Raw genomic sequence first — 19089 nt, 5'->3', positions numbered from 1 at the left:
AATAAATTTAATGTTTTAATTATTCCGAATGGATCTTACAGAAGTGTTCTTAATGACAACAACATGAAAAAAATAAAGGATTGGGTAAGCTCTGGAGGAAAAGTAATTGCTATTGATGGTGCTCTCAAAAGTTTTGCAAACAAAGACGGGTTTAGTTTAAAAAATAAAACTTCTGAAAACGAAGATGAAGATGACAACAATTTAACATCTTACGCAGATCGTGAGCGCGAATACAGCAATAAGCTTATCACAGGTGCCGTTTTTAAAACTAAGGTAGATCACACACATCCAATGGAATTTGGTTATAGTGAAGATTATTTTACACTTAAACGAGGTAGTGCTACTTATAGCTTATTAGACAGTGGTTACAATGTGGCATATATAGAGGACACAAAAGTATATTCTGGTTTTGCAGGAAAAGAAACACTAAAAAACTTAGACCAAACATTAGTATTTGGTGAAGAGCAAATGGGAAGTGGTAGCTTTATCTATATGGTAGAAAACACTCTATTTAGAAGTTTTTGGGAAAATGGAAAACTATTTTTAGTGAACTCAATTTTCTTTGTAAATAATAATGCTTTTGAATTATAATAATACATCAATCTAAAAATCAAATTATGAAATATTACAAATTTGCAATTCTAACTGTATTTGCTCTAATCACAGTATTAGCTTGCAAACAAAATGAAACTGAAGTATCTGACACCGAGTTTAAAATTGACTACGAAAAATTCACATTAGATAATGGTTTACAGGTTATTCTACACGTTGATAAATCAGATCCTGTTGTTGCCGTGTCAATAACTGCTCACGTTGGTTCGGGTAGAGAGATTGAAGGTCGTACTGGGTTTGCACATCTTTTTGAGCATCTTTTATTCTTAGAATCTGAAAATCTTGGTAAAGGTGGCTTAGACCAAATGAGTGCTCGTATTGGAGGCTCTGGAGCGAATGGCTCAACTAATAGAGATCGTACCAATTACTTACAAACCGTACCAAAAGATGCTTTAGAGAAAATGATCTGGGCTGAAGCTGATAAATTGGGTTACTTCATTAATACAGTTACCGAACCTGTTTTAGCAAAAGAAAAACAAGTTGTAAAAAATGAAAAACGTCAGTCAATAGATAATAGACCTTACGGACACAATCAATATGTAATTGATAGTAACCTGTATCCTAAAGGTCATCCATATAGTTGGCAAGTCATTGGCTCTTTGGAAGATTTACAAAATGCAACTTTACAAGACGTAAAAGATTTTTTTAACCGATGGTATGTACCAAATAATGTTGTGCTTACCATTGCTGGAGATTTTGATGTAGAGCAAACCAAAACTTGGGTGAAGAAATATTTTGATGAAATACCGAGAGGTGAGGATATTCCTGTTATAGCTAAGCAGCCAGCAGTTTTAGAAGCTTCAAAGTATTTATATTACGAAGACAATTTTGCTCGTGCACCACGTTTAACAATGGTTTGGCCAGGAGTACCACAATATCACGAAGATTCTTATGCTTTAAATGTATTGTCACAATATTTAACACAAGGAAAAAAAGCACCTTTATATAAAGTTTTAGTAGAAGATGAACAACTAACAAGTAATGTTGGCATGGGTGAATATAATTCTGAAGTTTCTGGCCAGATACAACTTAGTGTTACTGCTTTTAATCAAATAGACTTAAACGATATAGTAAAAGCCATTAACAAAGGCTATAAATCATTTGAAGAAAATGGGATTTCGGAAATAGATTTAAATCGGATTAAAGCCGGACAAGAAACTAATTTCTACAATCGATTATCGAGTGTATTGGGAAAAGGAGCTCAATTAACACAGTATGAAATGTTCACTGGTGATGCTGGTTTTATTAGTAAAGATGTAGAAAATATTTTGGCAGTTACTCCAGAAGATGTGATGCGTGTTTACAATAACTATATAAAAAACAAAAATTATGTTGCAACTAGTTTTGTACCAATAGGACAAGGTCAACTTATTTTAGAAAACTCTGAATTGGCAGCTGTTACAGAAGAGAAGATTATTGATGGTGCCGAAGAATCCTTTGATGCATCAATCGCTGCTACTTACGAAAAAACACCGTCTAGTTTCGATAGAAGTATTGAACCAGATTATGGAGAAAGTCCGGATGTAAAAGTTCCAGAAGTTTGGAAACAAAGTTTAGATTCTGGAATTAACGTTCTAGGAATAGAAAATAGTGAAGTTCCATTAGTACAGTTTGAAATTCAAATTGATGGTGGTATGTTGCTAGAAAATATAGATAAAATTGGTGTTTCAAATCTATTGGCAAATCTAATAACTAAAGGTACAAAGACAAAAACACCAGAACAGTTAGAAAATGAAATTGAAAGTCTTGGTGCTAGGATTGATGCCTATTCATCTAATGATGCTATTTACTTAAGTGGTAATGCATTATCAAAGAATTTTGAAGCCACTATGAAGTTAGTAACTGAAATTTTACTAGAACCTCGTTGGGACGAAAAAGAATTTCAACTTATAAAACAAAGTACAAAAAGTAATATTCAACGTCGTGATGCGAACCCAAATGCTATCGCACAGGCAGAATTTAATAAACTACTTTATGGCGAAAATCATATTTTATCTAATAGTAATAGCGGTACAGAAGCTTCTGTTGATGCGATAACAATAGAAGATTTAAAGACATACTACAACAATTACTTGTCGCCAACTTTAGCTAAAGTTCATATTGTTGGAGATATTTCTAAAAATGATGCACTAAAAACTTTGGAGACCATAAATACAAATTGGAACGTAAAAGATGTTGTATTTCCTCAGCTCCCTAAAGTTGAAGTACCAACGGCATCAAAAATTTATTTTTATGATGTACCAAATGCAAAGCAATCCGTCTTGCGTTTTGGATATCCTGCACCAAAAGTAACTGATGAAGATTATTATGCTGCTACTGTTATGAATTACCGTTTAGGTGGTGGTGGCTTCGCATCACAACTGACGCAGCAATTAAGAGAAGGCAAAGGGTACACTTATGGTATTAGATCTGGTTTTAGAGGAAATGATAAAGTTGGTAGTTTTAGTATCTCTAGTGGTGTAAGAAGTAATGTTACTTCAGAATCTGCTGAATTAGTAAAAGACATTTTAGAAAATTATGGTGAAAATTTTGATAGTACAGATCTAGAAGTCACTAAAGGTTACACCTTAAAAAGTGGTGCTCGTGCTTTTGAAACGCTTAACGCCAAATTAAACATGCTTTCTAATATTAGTAATTATGGTTTTGATGATGATTATGCAAAACAACGCGAGGCTATTGTAAAGAAGTTAACTGTAGAAGACATTAAAGCACTTGCCAACAAATACATTAAACCCAACCAAATGATCTATTTAGTTGTAGGTGATGCAGCAACGCAATTAGATAAATTAGAAGGCTTAGGATTTGGAAAAGCAATTTTATTAAATGGTAGAGATACTTATTTAAAACAATAATTAAATCTAAATGCTTACAGAAATACATCCAAAATTACCAATGCGTAATAAAGAAATTACAAGAGATTATTACATCAATCAATTAGGTTTTAAACCATTAGGAAGTAGAGATTATGAAGGTTATTTAATGTTACAAAAAGATAAAATAGAACTACATTTTTTCGAATTTAAAGACCTTAATCCTAAAGAAAATTATGGACAAGTTTACATTAGAACAGATAACATTGAGCAATTATACCAAAAGCTTTTAGATAGAAAAATAAGTATTCACCCAAATGGACCATTGCAAGTTCAACCCTGGGGACAAAAAGAATTTTCTCTATTAGACCCAGCTAATAACTTACTGACATTTGGGCAAGGCAATAAATAACATAGCATTTTGTTATCTTTAACTACTAACTAACATATAAAAAAATGAAACTTGGAGCCTTTTCAATTAGTCTTGCCGTTAAAGATATTAAAGTATCAAAAACGTTTTATGAATCCTTAGGATTTTCAGTATTTGCTGGTGATTTAGAAAAGAATTACCTTATTATGAAAAACGAAAAGACGCTCATTGGTCTGTTTCAAGGTATGTTTGAAAATAATATACTCACCTTTAATCCAGGTTGGGATCAAAGTGCAAATACATTAGAGCAATATGACGATGTGAGAGATATTCAAAAGCATTTAAAAACGAAGGATGTTGCATTTGCAAGTGAGATAGACGAATCTACTACATCTGGTCCGGCGAGTTTTGTGGTATTGGATCCAGATGGCAATGCTATATTAGTAGATCAACATATTTAAAATTAGTCATGAATTGGGACGAAGCACTAAAAGTTTACGACAGCATTACTAGCTCATGTAATGGTTTTGAGCGTAAAGGCAAGAAGATGATTTATACCTCATCAAACGGGTATATGTTTACGCTTCTCAATAAGGATGCAGAAATAGGCATTCGTTTACCAAAAGAAGAAGCCTCAGAATTTATGGAAAAATATAATACAGGTTTTTATTATTCCTATGGAGCAAAAATGAAGGATTATGTATTAGTACCTGAATCGCTTTGGAGCAACAATTCAAAAATGGTAAGTTATTTTGAACAAAGTTTTGCTTATGTTAATAGTTTGCCTACTAAATAAAGGTTTATCAACATTAGCAGTTTTTTGATGCACATGCTTTTTCACAAAGTATTTGCATTTTTTTTACAATTAATTTAATAGTCCAACTGTCTTTCAACAATATATTTGTTACTCATTAATCATAAAAAAATATTAATATGAAAAAGAGCATAATTATTTTTGGAACTTCGCTAGTAATCCTTAGTGTATTATATTTTGGTATCACATTCTTTAATAGCAATGATACCAATATCCCAAATTCCGTAGCTGATAAAACACTTGCAATAGAACACCAAACAAATACAGGTCCGATTAAGAATAATATTCCAGACTTATACTATGGTGTAGACACGCGCTTTGCGGCAATAAAAAAATCAGAAATTGCTAAGGCTACCACAATTTATGATTTCCTTAATGAAGGTGAGAAGCAACAGATTGAACATATTTATTCAGTTAATATTGTGGTCATTAAAGATAACAGACAATCCGAATTACAAGCTTTTGGTACACAAGACAGGCTTACAGATGAACAATTAAAATTAATAAGATCTAGAGATTATTTTAATCATTTTACGATTAGAACAGAATTTAGAGGAAAGAATTTGGAAACTGGTGTTAAGGAAGATAAGTTTTTTGGACCTCACATTACGGTTGTCCCAGAAACACAAGCTACTTATGTTAATGGTAAAGACGCACTTCTTACTTACCTTAAAGACAATAGCAAAGATGCTATGAGCATTATAGAAAACGACAAACTTGGAGCTATTAAATTAAGTTTTATTATTACGAAAGATGGAAAAGTATCTGAAGTAAATCATGATGCTATGACAACTGGTTATCCTTCTATTGACAAAAAATTAATTGAACTTCTTAAAAATATACCTGGAAAGTGGACACCTGCTAAAAATGCAGATGGCAATAACATGGAACAAGAGTTAGTATTTACTTTTGGACCTAGAGATGGGTGTTAATACTAAATCGATATTTAATATACATCCACAACTTATAATGAAGAATTATAATGATTCTGTTTAAACTGAAAGAATAAATTTAAAAATTAAACAGCTAAACACAAGGTAAATTGATAACAAGATAATTTTAAATTGATTTCGTTTTTCTGGACTCATAGTTTCTAAGGGTATAATCTTTTGACACCCAGAATGGCAATAAGTCACTATAATGGCAATCTATCTATTTTACAACGTCACCATAAAGGTCGAAATCCTCAGCTTCAATTACATTAATTTTAGCAAACTCACCGGTTTTTAAATAGGTTTTAGTTGCATCAATTAAGACTTCGTTATCAACATCTGGTGAATCGTATTCTGTACGACCTATGAAGTAATTGCCCTCTTTACGATCAATTACCACTTTAAACTCCTGCCCTATTTTAGCTTGATTGAGCTCCCAAGAGATTTGAGACTGAATTTCCATAATCTCATTAGCACGTTGCATCTTAACATCTTCGGGCACATCATCTTCTAAATTGTAAGCATGAGTATTCTCTTCATGAGAATAAGTAAAGCATCCTAATCGTTCAAAACGCATTTCTTTTACCCAATCTCTAAGGGTTTCGAAATCTTCTTGTGTTTCACCAGGATAACCAACAATCAACGTTGTTCTAATCGTCATTTCTGGGACTTTTGCTCTAAACTCTTTTAATAATTTTGTGGTTTTCTCTTTGGTTGTACCACGACGCATACTCTTTAGAATAGAATCTGAGATATGCTGTAATGGAATATCTAAGTAGTTACAAACTTTATGCTCACGGTTCATTACATCTAGCACGTCCATTGGGAAACCTGTAGGAAAAGCATAATGCAAACGAATCCATTCAATACCTTCAACTTTCACCAAATGTTCTAATAATTCAGCAAGGTTTCGTTTTTTATATAAATCTAAACCGTAATAGGTTAAATCTTGAGCAATAAGAATTAACTCTTTAACTCCTTTAGCTGCCAATTTTTCTGCCTCAACAACAATTTCTTCTATTGGAGTACTTTTATGTTTACCTCGCATCAGAGGAATAGCACAGAAACTACATGGTCTATCGCAACCTTCAGCAATTTTTAAATAGGCATAGTTTTTAGGAGTTGTTGTTAAACGTTCTCCAATTAATTCGTGTTTATAATCTGCACCTAAAGCTTTTAATAATCCTGGTAACTCTGTTGTACCAAAATACTGATCTACATTCGGGATTTCTTTCTGTAAATCTGGCTTATAACGCTCGCTTAAACAACCTGTTACAAATACCTTATCTACTTCACCATCTTCCTTCTTTTGCATATACTCTAAGATGGTATTAACACTTTCTTCCTTGGCATTATTTATAAAGCCACACGTGTTAATCACTACGACATTTCCATCTTGCTCATGAACAACATCTTTACCACTTGCCTTTAACTGTCCCATCAAAACTTCACTATCGTAAACATTTTTACTACAGCCAAGGGTAACAACGTTGATTCTGTTTTTCTTAAGAGTTTTTGTACGCATGGTTCTATAAATCAGTTTGCAAAGATACGATGTAAATTAAACCTTTAGTATATTTATGGGTCATAAATGCAAAACCTAACTTATGAAACTTATTAGATACCTATTCGTCTTAACATTTATTTGGTTAGTACCATCGTGCTCTAGTGATAATGATAATTTAGATGACCAAGAGCCTCAAAATGAAGACTTCTATTTCCCTCCTTTAAATTCTAATACTTGGGAAACCAAAACTACAGCTGAATTAAACTGGAATGAAACTCAATTGCAACCATTGCTTGATTATTTGGAAGACAAAAATTCTAAGAGTTTTATGATTCTACATGAAGGCAAAATTGTAGTAGAAGCCTATTTTAATAGTCATACAAATACTTCTCCTTGGTATTGGGCAAGTGCAGGAAAAACGTTGACCACTGCAATCACTGGAATCGCTCAAGAAGAAGGCTTGCTTAATATTAATGATAAAGTCTCGGACTATTTAGGAACTGGCTGGACAAGTGCGCCATTGGATAAAGAAAACTTAATTACCTGTAAGAATTTATTATCAATGAACTCTGGTTTAGACGATGGCTTAGGTGATAATGTTTCATCATCTAACTTACAATATGTAACAGATGCAGGAAATCGTTGGGCATATCATAATGTATATGTAAAACTTCAAGATGTAATTGCAGAAGCCAGTAATGAAACTTGGTCTAACTATTTTAATTTAAAATTGAAAAACAGAATTGGCATGACAGGAGCTTGGTTACAAACTGGTGATTTTAGTGTATATTGGAGTACAACTCGAAGCATGGCACGATTTGGCTTATTAACTTATGCTGATGGCAAATGGGAGAGCGAACAAATTATTCCTGAAAATCACTTAAATGATGCTGTTAACACTTCACAAACTATAAACCAAGCTTATGGTTACTTATGGTGGTTAAATGGAAAAACGACGTATCATTTACCACAAAGTCAATTTGAATTCCCGGGTGAACTTATACCAAATGCACCAAGCGACATGTATGCTGCATTAGGAAAAAATGACCAAAAAATTTATGTCGTGCCAAGTAAAAATTTAGTAGTTATTAGAATGGGAGAGGCGGCAGAAGGTGAAAACTTTGCACTCTCAAATTTTGATAATGACCTTTGGGAAAAAATTAATGCTTTAATTAACTAGTTATAATTTTTAGGTGCAACTCTAGCTTTCGAGGCTTGCTCATATACGTAAGCCCATGCTAACAATTGCTTTTCTTGTAGTCGCTTACCTATAAACGTTAGGCCTTTTGGAGTTCCAACACTGGTATAACCCATAGGAACCGTTAATGCAGGATATTCTGCCACAGCCGCAAAACCTGCATGATAATTATTGATAGATAAAAATCCATCTAAATTATTTGCCTTCATGGGATTATCAAAATATTGTAATCCATTAGATTTTAAAGTGTCTTTAATACGCTCTAAATATTCTACATCTCCTTGATCTTCTACTATACCTTTAAATAAACTCTGACCATAAGGCATGGTTTTTAATGAATCTTTAAGATTAAAAGCCATCACATCAGAAACTGTTCTTAGAGATATAGTTTCATTTGCATAGTTTTCCATGTAAGCTGGCAAATCCTTTTTCATTTCTAAGTTGAGTAAGCGAAGAAAGTTTGGCAGTCCAAGTTCTTCTTCTTCAATTTCTACAATATCTGCACCTTGTAATTTTAATACTTCTAAAGCACTAGCATACAAAGTATCTTCTAGTAATCGTTTTGGTGCTCCGAAACGTTTTCCTTTTAAGCTAGCTTCTTTTAAATTCTTATAATAGAAACCCGATTCCCATAAAGCATAAATTGATTTTGAATCTGATTTGTCTTCGCCAAAAATAGCATCCAATAGAATCGCATTATCCATTACATTTCGCGTAATTGGTCCTGCAGTATCTAATGTTGAAGAAATTGGCACAATGCCACTACGACTTACCAAACCAATAGTTGGTTTTAATCCTACAGTCGAGTTCTGACTAGCAGGAGATAATATAGAACCTGAGGTTTCACTTCCAATAGCAGCAGCACAAAAATTGGCAGCAACAGAAACTCCACTACCAGAACTTGAACCTCCTGTATCAAAAACACGTCTTCCATAGGGATTTAAGGTTTGTCCACCAATAGCAGAATAACCGCTTGGACAGTCACCACAGAAAAAATAGGCCCATTCACTTAAGTTGGCTTTACCAAGAATTAAAGCACCTTTAGACTTTAATTGTTTTACTATAAAAGCATCTTCAGCGAAATTATCTTTTAATGCTACTGCGCCAGCTGTGGTTGCCATGTCTGCTGCATTTACATTATCTTTTAATAATATTGGCATGCCAATAATAGGATGTTTCATTCGCTTATTTAAAAAATCGCGATCTCTAAGCTTGGCCTCTTTAATAACATTAGGATTAATAGCAATAACAGAATTCAATGATAATGGATTTTCTCTATCGAATTTTCTAATACGGTATAGGTAGAATTTAGTTAACTCAACGTAAGTGAATTTATTGGCAGTTCTATAGATTTGAAGCTCTGTAATATCTTTCTCTAAAATAAAAGGCTTTAATCTATTGTAATTTGTTTCGTTAAAATCAGTCATTTGCGGATTGATAGCTTCCCAAATTTCTTCTTTAGTTAAGTTTTTTGAATCTAAGACTTTAAACTCTCTAAAGTATTTTGTAGAAATAGTACTTAAATCCGAAGATTCTTCTTTAGTTTCAGATTCCTCGATTGGTGACCTTACATCTGATGATTTAGAGTTTTTACAAGAAACGATAAAAATGAAAGCAAAAAGAAAAAGATAATTACGCATGGTTGATGTTTTTTATAAAAATACGAAAATGCGATACTACATTACAACTATTTACAAAATGGATTAATGTCCATTAAGAGCAGATATAAACTGGATTGAAAAATAAAAAATAAGATTGACAATACCAACACGATATATGTCTTATAGAAATTAAAGTCTTTATTTCTTAAACTAAGAATATTAACCAAAACGATTAGCAATAAAAATGATAAAATAAAATAAATAGGAAATGCAATATATTCTATAATACAATCTGGAAGCAGTGGGCTTTTATTTTTAAGGTAATAAGATAAAAAAATATATAGGTAATTAATTATCATTAAAACGGAGTACAACAGTGTAATAATTGTAATCGATTTTAAAACTCTAGCATTTTTAAAATTAAAGCTTTCCTCTCTTTATTATGAGATTAGTTAAGTTAAATCTTAGGATTCCACTAGGATGAGATTTCTACTTCTGCAGGAATTTGTTACTTAAAAAAAGAATCTACAAACTCATACTTATTAAAGACTTGTAGGTCTTCAAGACCTTCACCTACACCAATATATTTTACTGGGATTTGAAACTGATCGCTAATACCAATGACAACTCCTCCTTTTGCTGTCCCATCTAATTTGGTTACTGCTAAAGACGTTACTTCGGTTGCTGCTGTAAATTGCTTTGCTTGTTCAAAAGCATTTTGACCTGTAGAACCATCTAAAACCAATAAGACATCGTGTGGTGCATCGTCAATAACTTTTTGCATTACGCGCTTTACCTTAGTTAACTCGTTCATTAGATTAACCTTATTATGTAAACGGCCTGCTGTATCAATTATAATAACATCTGCATTTTGGTTAACACCAGATTGTAAAGCATCAAAAGCTACGGAAGCAGGATCAGATCCCATATCTTGTCTTATCATAGGCACATCTACCCGATCTGCCCAAACTTGTAATTGGTCAATCGCAGCTGCTCTAAAGGTATCTGCCGCACCAAGCACTACTTTTAAACCTTGCTTTTTAAATTGATATGCCAATTTACCAATAGTAGTAGTTTTACCAACACCATTGACACCAACAACCATAAGTACATAAGGTGTTTTTGAACCATCAGCTTGCTTTGGTAATTCTGGAATTGTATACTCTGTATCTTCACCAGACTTTGTTTCAGATAATAATGCTGCTATTTCTTCTCTTAGTATTTGATTAAGCTCTGAGGTTCCTATGTATTTGTCTTTAGACACACGCTCTTCAATGCGTTCTATTACTTTTAGAGTTGTGTTTACACCAACATCACTAGTGACTAATATTTCTTCAAGATTATCTAAAACATCATCATCTACTTTAGATTTACCTGCAACAGCCTTATTTAATTTATTGAAAAAAGAGGATTTAGATTTCTCTAAACCTTTATCTAGGGTTTCTTTCTTTTCAGAAGAGAATATTTTTTTAAAAAAACTCATTTAAATTTTATTTGCTTTGCTAAATGCAACAATCTTGCCTAATCGATTAACTGCTAACTTGTCATGTTACTGCTCAAATATAGCCATAAAAAAACTGCTTTCAAATGAAAGCAGTTCAGTAAATCTATATGATAATAAAGATTATTTTTTGTTTAAAAAGTCATTGACAAATTCTGGTGCCATTACTGATTCTACGAACATGTAAGCTCCAGTTTTTGGTGATTTCACCATTTTTATAGCTTTTGTCAAACGTTTTGATCCTGTCTGTAAAGACGCTACTGATTTCTTTGCCATGGTTTTCTTATTTTATCTCTTTATGAACTGTCATACGCTTAAGGATAGGATTAAATTTCTTAATCTCCATACGGTCTGGCGTATTTTTCTTATTTTTCGTTGTAATATATCTAGAAGTTCCTGGCTGACCAGAAGCTTTGTGCTCTGTACACTCTAAGATAACTTGTATTCTATTTCCTCTTTTTGCCATTATAAATTGACTTAAGCGCTAACGCTATTATTTGTATAATCCTTTTGCTCTAGCTTCTTTTAACATTGCATCGATACCAATCTTATTGATAGTCTTTAATGCAGATGTAGAAACTTTTAATGTTACCCACTTATCTTCTTTAGGAATATAAAAACGTTTTTTAATCAAGTTTGCATTAAACTTGCGTTTCGTTTTATTCATTGCGTGAGAAACATTGTTTCCAACCATCGCTTTTTTCCCAGTAAGTTCACAAACTCTTGACATTGTATTCTTTCTTTAGGTCTATTAATTCTTTCTGTTTAAGCTAAATCCAAAAACGGATATTTTAAAACAGGGTGCAAATTTAATAAAACTTTACGTTTCAACAAACATAAAATCTTACTTTTTTTTGTGAACGTCTTCAATTTCTTTTTGAAGCATTTCAAAAGCCTTATTAGTCGCCTTCATAATTACTTTTTTACGATGCTTCCCAAAGTTAAAAACCTCAGCATAAACCCTGTCTTTTGTAGCTACAGCAATCCAAACCGTACCAACATCTGCATCTGAATCTCCTTTAGATGGCCCTGCATTTCCTGTTGTACTGATAGCATAATCTGTATTAAACAATGTTCTCACATTTTTCGCCATAGCTTCTGCTACTATTTTGCTTACCACAGAATGTATATTAATATCATTTTTAGAAACCTCTAAAATATTTACTTTAGATTCTGTAGCATAACTCACTATACTACCTTTAAAATACTTTGATGCTCCTGGATTTACTGTAAATGCTTGAGCTATTTTTCCACCAGTACAACTTTCTGCAATAGATAAGGTTTTGCCCATTTTAATGAGTTGAGATCCAATTATCGTCTCGATAGATTTATCTTCTTCAAAACCGACAAAAACATCTTGTATTTGCGGTAACAATAAACCGACCTGCTTTTGTATTTCTCCCTCGACCGTGGCCTTAACCATAGCCCTTCCTGATAAGCGCAAACGCACATGGCCTAAACTTGGCAAATATGCTAATTTTATAAAATCTGGAAGATTATCTTCCCAAGTCTCAATTCGGTCTGCTAATGCACTTTCCCCTAAACCATGTGTTAATATGGTCTTATGCATTATAAATGGGAACTTGAATTGCTCTCTTAGTTTAGGAATAACCGCATTAGAAATTAGCGCTTTCATCTCGTAGGGCACACCTGGAAGAGAAACAAACACTTTTCCTTTTTTTTCTAACCACATACCTGGAGCTGTACCAAATTGGTTCATCAACACCTTAGCTTTAGATGGCACTAATGCTTGTTGCTTATTAACGTCTAAAAGTGGTTTATTAAATTTAGAAAATATTTGCTCAACATTAGCTAAGACATCTTTATTTTCAACTAAAATATCATTAAAATATTCGCAAATGGCTTGTTTAGTAATATCGTCCTTAGTAGGTCCTAAACCACCTGTAACTATGATGATATCTGCATTACCTTCAGCTTCTTTTAAAGCTTTTAAAATATGCTCTTTATCATCTTGGATTGAAGTTATTTGAAAAACAGAAACACCTATATTATTTAGTTTTTTTCCTAAAAATGCAGAATTTGTATCTACAACCTGGCCAATTAGAATCTCATCGCCAATAGTGATTATTTCTGCTAACATTTACAGACCAAAATCGGTTTTAATTTCGTTTGTAGCATTCTCTACTGCAGTTAATACAATTTGAAGTTGTGCTGTTACATCTTTATCGTTTTGCTCATGCTTTCCCCAATCTTGCACTTCAATTAATTTATCTAGAACACCAAGCTCGAATAAATCAATAGTAGGTTTCATCTTGTGCGCTGCTTGATATGTTTCATAGAAGTCTCTATCCGGAACAGATTTTCTTAAACGTTCTGCATCCTCTGGCACTTCTTCTATAAATGCTGCTGCTATTGCAACAACGAAATCTTCATCTCCTTCAGCCATTTCGCGAACGCGATGTAATTTGTAATGTTTTGACATTTATTTTATTTTAATTGAAAACAATTCTTCGTTTTCGATATATCCTTTTAATTTATCGTTTGCAAACACCTTGCCAACTCCAGCAGGTGTGCCTGTAAATATAATATCTCCAATTTTTAAAGTAAAATATTTTGACACATATTCTATAAGTTCATTAATTTTCCAAAGCATTAATTGGGTATTTCCAGACTGAACAACTTCGTCATTTTTTTTAAAACTGAAGTTAATATTATTAACATCTTTAAACTTAGTCTTTGGCAACCACTTCCCTATAACAGCTGCGCCATCAAAGGCTTTTGCCTTTTCCCAAGGTAGGCCTTTTGCTTTTAATTTTGCTTGAAGGTCGCGTGCTGTAAAGTCTATTCCAAGTCCGATTTCGTCGTAATATTTGTGTGCAAATTTTTTATCGATATGTTTCCCAACTTTCTTTATTTTTACCAAAACCTCTACCTCATGATGTACATCATCTGAAAAATCTGGAATAAAAAACGGCTGCTTATTAAGTAAAATTGCAGTATCTGGCTTTAAAAACACCACAGGGTCTGTTGGCTTTTCGTTTTCAAGTTCTTTAATGTGGTCTGCGTAATTGCGACCTATGCAGATTAGTTTCATTTATTAGCTGTTTGGCATTAGCTTTTGGCTGTTAGCAATATTTAATTAGACAAAGTTAAGAATATAGCAGGAATCATAAAATCATCCTTACTCGTATAAGGTATTTTTTGTTTTACCCACCTACCAATGGCATAAATAACTAAGTAGTTTTCAGATTTTTTTTGTTTAATCCATGAGAGTCTTGGTGCATATCTAATCTCTGTATATTTCTTTTTACTTTTTCCTTTTGTATATGTAAACTCATAAGCATTAAAAGGAATATGCAACCATTCTAATGCCACAAAGACTCCTTCTTCTGGAAATGTAATATTAAATTCTGATAAATCAATTTCAACATCACGTTGTTTTTTAGATGTTTCTATAATTAGACTCTTTGAAAGCAGATCTCTATCTGGAAGACTATCAATTCCTATAGAAAATAAGCGTAACCTAAATTTTGAAGGCATTAATTTATGAGCAAAACTTTTTTTGTTTAAAAAAACTTTGACTATACTGATGTATTCAGTATTGTTAAAGGTTTTCTGATAAGGAAAATATAATGCGAAAATGTAAGGGTGGTCTTTAAAACCTCCAAAGCCTCCTATAATATCTTTTTTACGAATAGGGTTAATCTCAAAAAAATGTTCTTCAAATTTTTCAGAAATCACTACTTCTTCTAATTCTTCTGCTATAGGTTGAAGAAACACTTTATCTAAATTTAAAAACTTAGACACAACAATTGTAGAATCTTTATAACCCAAAGATGACAACTTTATACTTTTGCTTAAATCTTCATCTTTTATTGTAAGTATATAACTTCCATCATCATCACTCGAAGTGCCAATTTTAGATTTTATGATGCTGATATTAACGTACGGAATTGGTATTTTGGTTTCGGTATCTAAAACAAAACCTTTAGCTGTTTGTTCTTGGGAAAATGTTAGAAACGGAATTAGTAATAAGAGAAACTTCATACATCAGACAATAAAACTCCTTCCTAAACAGGAAGTTTAACCCAATTTATTATTAAACTGACGTAACTTAATCGCCGTTAACACTTTTTTAGTATAAAGCGGAAAATCTGCATTTAGCAACCAACCAAAGTAACCTCCTTCATTCTCTAACACATCTACAACGCGTTTCCCTTTATGCTTACCAAATGAGAAACATTCTTCACCTTCTTTATTAAAGACTAAGAAACCTGCAAAATCAGCAAACTTTTTACGCGAACTAAATTCTGCTAAGAACTTAGTATCATTTTCTAAATCTTCATAACGATCTAATTGTGCTTTTAAAACTTCGTAAGTTGCTTTTGTATCTGCTTCTGCACTGTGAGCATCGTCTAAGTTTTTATTACAATAGAATTTATATGCAGCAACCAATGAACGTTGTTCCATCTTATGAAAAATAGTCTGTACATCTATAGATTGGCTATTTTTCATATCAAAATCTACATCTGCACGCAATAATTCTTCTGCTAACAACGGAATATCGAAACGGTTAGAATTAAAACCACCTAAATCGGAATCCTTAATCATGTTATGAACTTCCTTAGATAATTCTTTAAAGGTTGGTTTACCTACAACATCAGCATCTGAAATACCATGGATTGCAGTAACCTCGGCAGGAATTGGCATCTCAGGATTTACTACCCAAGTTTTAGTTTCTTCCTTACCATCTGGAAATACTTTATGGATGGAAATTTCTACAATTCTGTCTTTAGATATATTGATTCCTGTGGTTTCTAAATCGAAAAAACAGATGGGCTTATTAAGGTTGAGTTGCATTGTTTTTATTTTGAATCTCAAAGATAAATAGAATTAGTAGAATAGCCTTATAAGGATTGAAAAAGCTGACTTGACTTTGTGAAATTAAAAGGCTAACTTTGTTTAACGCTTGATAAAAAACATTGGAACGATTTTTTAAACGATTTTTTATCAGAGACTACTAAACCAAATTGCATTAAGGCTTATTTACAATCTTCAGCTTTTAACTGCCCATCGAGGGAAAACGTAAGCCATCGTTTGCTAAAAGCAATTTGATTCGACTCATCGAACTACGTTTAGCAGGTGAGTTAAAAGAAACTTCTAAAAAGCACAAAAATAAAGCACAGATGTAAAACTGTGCTTTGTTGTATATATCAATGAGATCTCTTTTTACAAAGGGACTGGTTTAAATTTCTCTATCAGAATCCCAAGCTTCTAAATAATCTTTTACTGCTTTTACAAACTGTCCACCAAGTGCTCCATTTACTACTCTATGATCGTAAGAATGAGATAAGAACATTTTATAACGGATACCAATAAAATCGCCATCTGGTGTTTCTATTACAGCAGGCACTTTGCGTATAGCACCAAGAGCTAAAATAGCTACTTGTGGCTGGTTGATAATTGGTGTACCCATTATACTGCCAAATGTACCAACATTGGTTACTGTGTAAGTTCCACCTTGTATATCGTCTGGTTTTAATTTGTTGTCTCTTGCTCTACTAGCTAAATCATTTACTTTTTTAGCCATACCTATTAAATTTAGCTGATCTGCGTTTTTAATAACTGGTACAATTAAATTACCATCACCTAATGCCGCAGCCATACCTATATTGATATGCTTCTTTTTAACAATTTTATCTCCTTGAATAGAAATATTAATCATCGGGAAGTCCCTTATGGCTTTAGCCACAGCTTCCATAAATATTGGTGTAAAGGTTAAGTTTTCACCTTCGCGCTTTTTAAAGTTGCCTTTATGTTTGTTTCTCCAGTTCCAGATGTTAGTGACATCTGCTTCAATAAAGGATTGTACATGTGCCGAAGTTTGCACAGAATCAACCATGTGCTTAGAAATGATTTTCCCCATTCTGGTCATTTCTATTATTTCATCATCTCCAGATAATATAACTGGAGCTACGGAAGGCTTCTTGACGGTTTTTACAGGTGCTAAATCTGATTCTACCTTTTGCTGAACTACTATTACTGGTTCAGTTTTTGGAGCTGTAACTGGAGCAGATCCACGAGACTCTAAATACGATTTTATATCATTCTTAGTTACTCGACCATCTTTACCTGTACCTGAAATTAGATCTAGTTCAGTTTGAGAAATACCTTCTGCCTTAGCTATATTTTTAACTAACGGAGAATAGAAACGATCTTCGGAAGAAATTACAGGTTTAACTGTAGCTTTTGCTGCTATAACTGTTTGAGTTACTTCCGCTACTACTCTTGTAGTTTCTGACTCAGCAGCTGGTTCTGCTGCTGCTGCCTTTACCTCAACTGTTTCTCCACCTTCAATTTCTATAACAGCAATTGTTTGCCCAACTTGTACCACATCATCTACGTTGAATAGTTTTTCGACTAAAACACCATCTACTTCACTTGGGATTTCACTATCTACTTTATCAGTTGCTATCTCTAAAACAGCTTCATCTGCTTCAATTGTATCTCCTACATCTTTAAGCCAAGAAGTTATTGTTGCTTCTGCAACACTTTCTCCCATTTTAGGTAACTTAAGTTCAAACTTTGCCATATTTATAATTTGAAGGTCTTTATTTACTAATTGAGTGCAAAATTAATAAAAAAACGATTAGTTTATTGATTTTTGTTCAAGTAAATAACTTAAAAGTGCTTCACCTCTCCTCTACTTTTAGAACTATTACTTCCGAGGATAAAGTTAGAGTTTTTAGGTAGAATCTTAAATGTAGAACTAGATTTTTTTGGTCTATTAGACAAGATTTCAATGATTGACTTAAAACTTAGATGATTATTGTCTAAAATGTACTCTGTGTTTTCTTTATAACTATTTACTGTTGTACTGCTTGTAATTTTATGTTTAAATGCTGATTCTAACTGACTGCTAGATTGTGACGACACAAAAACATAACTTTCTATTAAAGGTATTTCTATTGTAGCTTTTCCTTTTAATAAATACCCTAATTTAGTTCCAACACCTATTAAAGCGCTAAATATTGAATTCTTTTTAAAGTGTTTTCTATAGAAAATTTCCATTGCATCGAAAAAGCGTTTTGCATACACGTTGTCCTTTAATGTGCTTTCTCCTTTAAAATGAAGCGCAGAAATTTTTCCGAAATAATAATTTGTATAACCTGCTTTTAAAACTTTATATGACAGATCAATATCTTCTCCATACATAAAGTAGTCTTCATCAAAACCACCAACTTTATTATAAACGTTTCGTTTTAGTACCATAAATGCACCAACAAGAATATCTGTATGTCCTTCAGCATCTTTATCTAATTCATTTGTGTAATAGTGTTTTGCATTACCTATCATTTTTTGAAAGGCAATTTTTGCCGTTGGCACATGTCGCTTACTTTCTGGAAGAAATTCACCCTTTCCATCAATAAGTTGGCAACCTACAATACCAAGTTTGTCTTTTGATTCTGCAAACTGAAGCACTTTAGAGAAAGTATTTTCAGCTACTACTGTATCGGGATTAAGAATACATAGATACTCGCCTTTAGCTTGTGCTACACCCATATTATTTCCTTTTGAAAAGCCAGAATTCTCTCTATTTTCAATTAATTGTACAGATGAAAATAATTGCTTTAACATATCGCAGCTATCATCAGGCGAATTATTATCTACTACAATAATTTCTGCGTCAATATCTTGTATTGCTGCTTCAACACTTTTTAGACATAATTCTAAAAAGTAGCGTACATTATAATTAAGAATGACAATGGATAACTTCAAAATA

The 19089-nt window shown here is 32.7% G+C and carries 19 protein-coding genes and 1 pseudogene; 7 read left to right on the top strand and 13 right to left on the bottom strand.

From position 1 onward, the window contains the following. The 6 genes and pseudogenes from AAC053_RS05775 to AAC053_RS05750 form a co-directional block, all read left to right on the top strand. Nucleotides 1-591 (top strand): annotated as a pseudogene (locus AAC053_RS05775) (zinc carboxypeptidase); the annotation flags it as partial. A gap of 26 nt (nucleotides 592-617) precedes the next feature. Next, the gene (locus tag AAC053_RS05770; protein ID WP_339753962.1) at nucleotides 618-3464 is read left to right on the top strand and encodes a pitrilysin family protein; all 2847 of its coding nucleotides are present in this window, start codon (nucleotides 618-620) and stop codon (nucleotides 3462-3464) included. Between the two features lie 10 nt (nucleotides 3465-3474). Then, nucleotides 3475-3834 carry a VOC family protein gene (locus AAC053_RS05765; RefSeq protein WP_339753960.1) on the top strand — a complete coding sequence of 120 codons (360 nt, stop codon included), beginning with the start codon at nucleotides 3475-3477 and terminating at the stop codon, nucleotides 3832-3834. Nucleotides 3835-3878: 44 nt separating this feature from the next. After that, nucleotides 3879-4253, top strand: a complete 375-nt coding sequence (locus AAC053_RS05760) for a VOC family protein (RefSeq protein WP_339753958.1) — start codon at nucleotides 3879-3881, stop codon at nucleotides 4251-4253. 8 nt (nucleotides 4254-4261) lie between these two features. After that, nucleotides 4262-4588 carry a hypothetical protein gene (locus AAC053_RS05755; RefSeq protein WP_339753956.1) on the top strand — a complete coding sequence of 109 codons (327 nt, stop codon included), beginning with the start codon at nucleotides 4262-4264 and terminating at the stop codon, nucleotides 4586-4588. A gap of 137 nt (nucleotides 4589-4725) precedes the next feature. Further along, nucleotides 4726-5538 carry a hypothetical protein gene (locus AAC053_RS05750; protein ID WP_339753954.1) on the top strand — a complete coding sequence of 271 codons (813 nt, stop codon included), beginning with the start codon at nucleotides 4726-4728 and terminating at the stop codon, nucleotides 5536-5538. A gap of 220 nt (nucleotides 5539-5758) precedes the next feature. Here AAC053_RS05750 and rimO read toward each other — a convergent pair whose 3' ends face one another. Beyond that, nucleotides 5759-7063: a 30S ribosomal protein S12 methylthiotransferase RimO gene (gene rimO / locus AAC053_RS05745; protein WP_339753952.1), complete on the bottom strand. Its 1305-nt coding sequence runs from the start codon at nucleotides 7061-7063 to the stop codon at nucleotides 5759-5761. 82 nt (nucleotides 7064-7145) lie between these two features. Here rimO and AAC053_RS05740 point away from each other — a divergent pair, with 82 nt between their 5' ends. Further along, on the top strand, nucleotides 7146-8225 hold the full coding sequence (locus AAC053_RS05740; protein ID WP_339753949.1) for a serine hydrolase: 1080 nt from the start codon (nucleotides 7146-7148) through the stop codon (nucleotides 8223-8225). On the opposite strand, the gene AAC053_RS05735 is transcribed toward AAC053_RS05740, so the two are convergent. From AAC053_RS05735 to AAC053_RS05680, 12 genes are all read right to left on the bottom strand, one after another. Further along, nucleotides 8222-9883, bottom strand: coding sequence for an amidase family protein (locus tag AAC053_RS05735; RefSeq protein WP_339753947.1), 1662 nt, complete (start codon nucleotides 9881-9883; stop codon nucleotides 8222-8224). The genes AAC053_RS05740 and AAC053_RS05735 overlap by 4 nt on opposite strands. Nucleotides 9884-10352: 469 nt before the next feature. Next, nucleotides 10353-11327, bottom strand: coding sequence for a signal recognition particle-docking protein FtsY (ftsY, locus tag AAC053_RS05730; RefSeq protein WP_339753944.1), 975 nt, complete (start codon nucleotides 11325-11327; stop codon nucleotides 10353-10355). A 141-nt stretch (nucleotides 11328-11468) separates the two neighbouring features. After that, nucleotides 11469-11621 (bottom strand): DUF4295 domain-containing protein, encoded by a 153-nt coding sequence (locus AAC053_RS05725; RefSeq protein WP_008271041.1) that lies wholly within the window; start codon nucleotides 11619-11621, stop codon nucleotides 11469-11471. Between the two features lie 7 nt (nucleotides 11622-11628). Beyond that, nucleotides 11629-11811 carry a 50S ribosomal protein L33 gene (gene rpmG, locus AAC053_RS05720; RefSeq protein WP_296381941.1) on the bottom strand — a complete coding sequence of 61 codons (183 nt, stop codon included), beginning with the start codon at nucleotides 11809-11811 and terminating at the stop codon, nucleotides 11629-11631. Nucleotides 11812-11838: 27 nt separating this feature from the next. After that, complete coding sequence (rpmB, locus tag AAC053_RS05715; protein WP_339753940.1) at nucleotides 11839-12075, bottom strand: 50S ribosomal protein L28; 237 nt, start codon at nucleotides 12073-12075, stop codon at nucleotides 11839-11841. 114 nt (nucleotides 12076-12189) lie between these two features. Next, nucleotides 12190-13446: a competence/damage-inducible protein A gene (locus tag AAC053_RS05710; RefSeq protein WP_339753938.1), complete on the bottom strand. Its 1257-nt coding sequence runs from the start codon at nucleotides 13444-13446 to the stop codon at nucleotides 12190-12192. Continuing rightward, nucleotides 13447-13788 (bottom strand): Hpt domain-containing protein, encoded by a 342-nt coding sequence (locus tag AAC053_RS05705; protein ID WP_339753936.1) that lies wholly within the window; start codon nucleotides 13786-13788, stop codon nucleotides 13447-13449. Next, a complete protein-coding gene (locus AAC053_RS05700; protein ID WP_339753934.1) occupies nucleotides 13789-14400 on the bottom strand; it encodes a fumarylacetoacetate hydrolase family protein in 612 nt (203 codons plus the stop codon). 41 nt (nucleotides 14401-14441) lie between these two features. Further along, nucleotides 14442-15353 (bottom strand): carboxypeptidase-like regulatory domain-containing protein, encoded by a 912-nt coding sequence (locus AAC053_RS05695; RefSeq protein WP_339753932.1) that lies wholly within the window; start codon nucleotides 15351-15353, stop codon nucleotides 14442-14444. Nucleotides 15354-15389: 36 nt separating this feature from the next. Beyond that, complete coding sequence (locus AAC053_RS05690; protein WP_339753930.1) at nucleotides 15390-16166, bottom strand: 3'-5' exonuclease; 777 nt, start codon at nucleotides 16164-16166, stop codon at nucleotides 15390-15392. 385 nt (nucleotides 16167-16551) lie between these two features. Further along, nucleotides 16552-17898, bottom strand: coding sequence for a dihydrolipoamide acetyltransferase family protein (locus tag AAC053_RS05685; protein ID WP_339753927.1), 1347 nt, complete (start codon nucleotides 17896-17898; stop codon nucleotides 16552-16554). Between the two features lie 89 nt (nucleotides 17899-17987). After that, nucleotides 17988-19085 (bottom strand): glycosyltransferase family 2 protein, encoded by a 1098-nt coding sequence (locus tag AAC053_RS05680; protein WP_339753924.1) that lies wholly within the window; start codon nucleotides 19083-19085, stop codon nucleotides 17988-17990. Between the last annotated feature and the right edge of the window lie 4 nt (nucleotides 19086-19089).

This window comes from uncultured Winogradskyella sp. (genome assembly GCF_963975125.1).
Classification (GTDB): Bacteria; Bacteroidota; Bacteroidia; order Flavobacteriales; family Flavobacteriaceae; genus Winogradskyella.
This window is presented reverse-complemented; position numbering and strand designations above follow the sequence as displayed.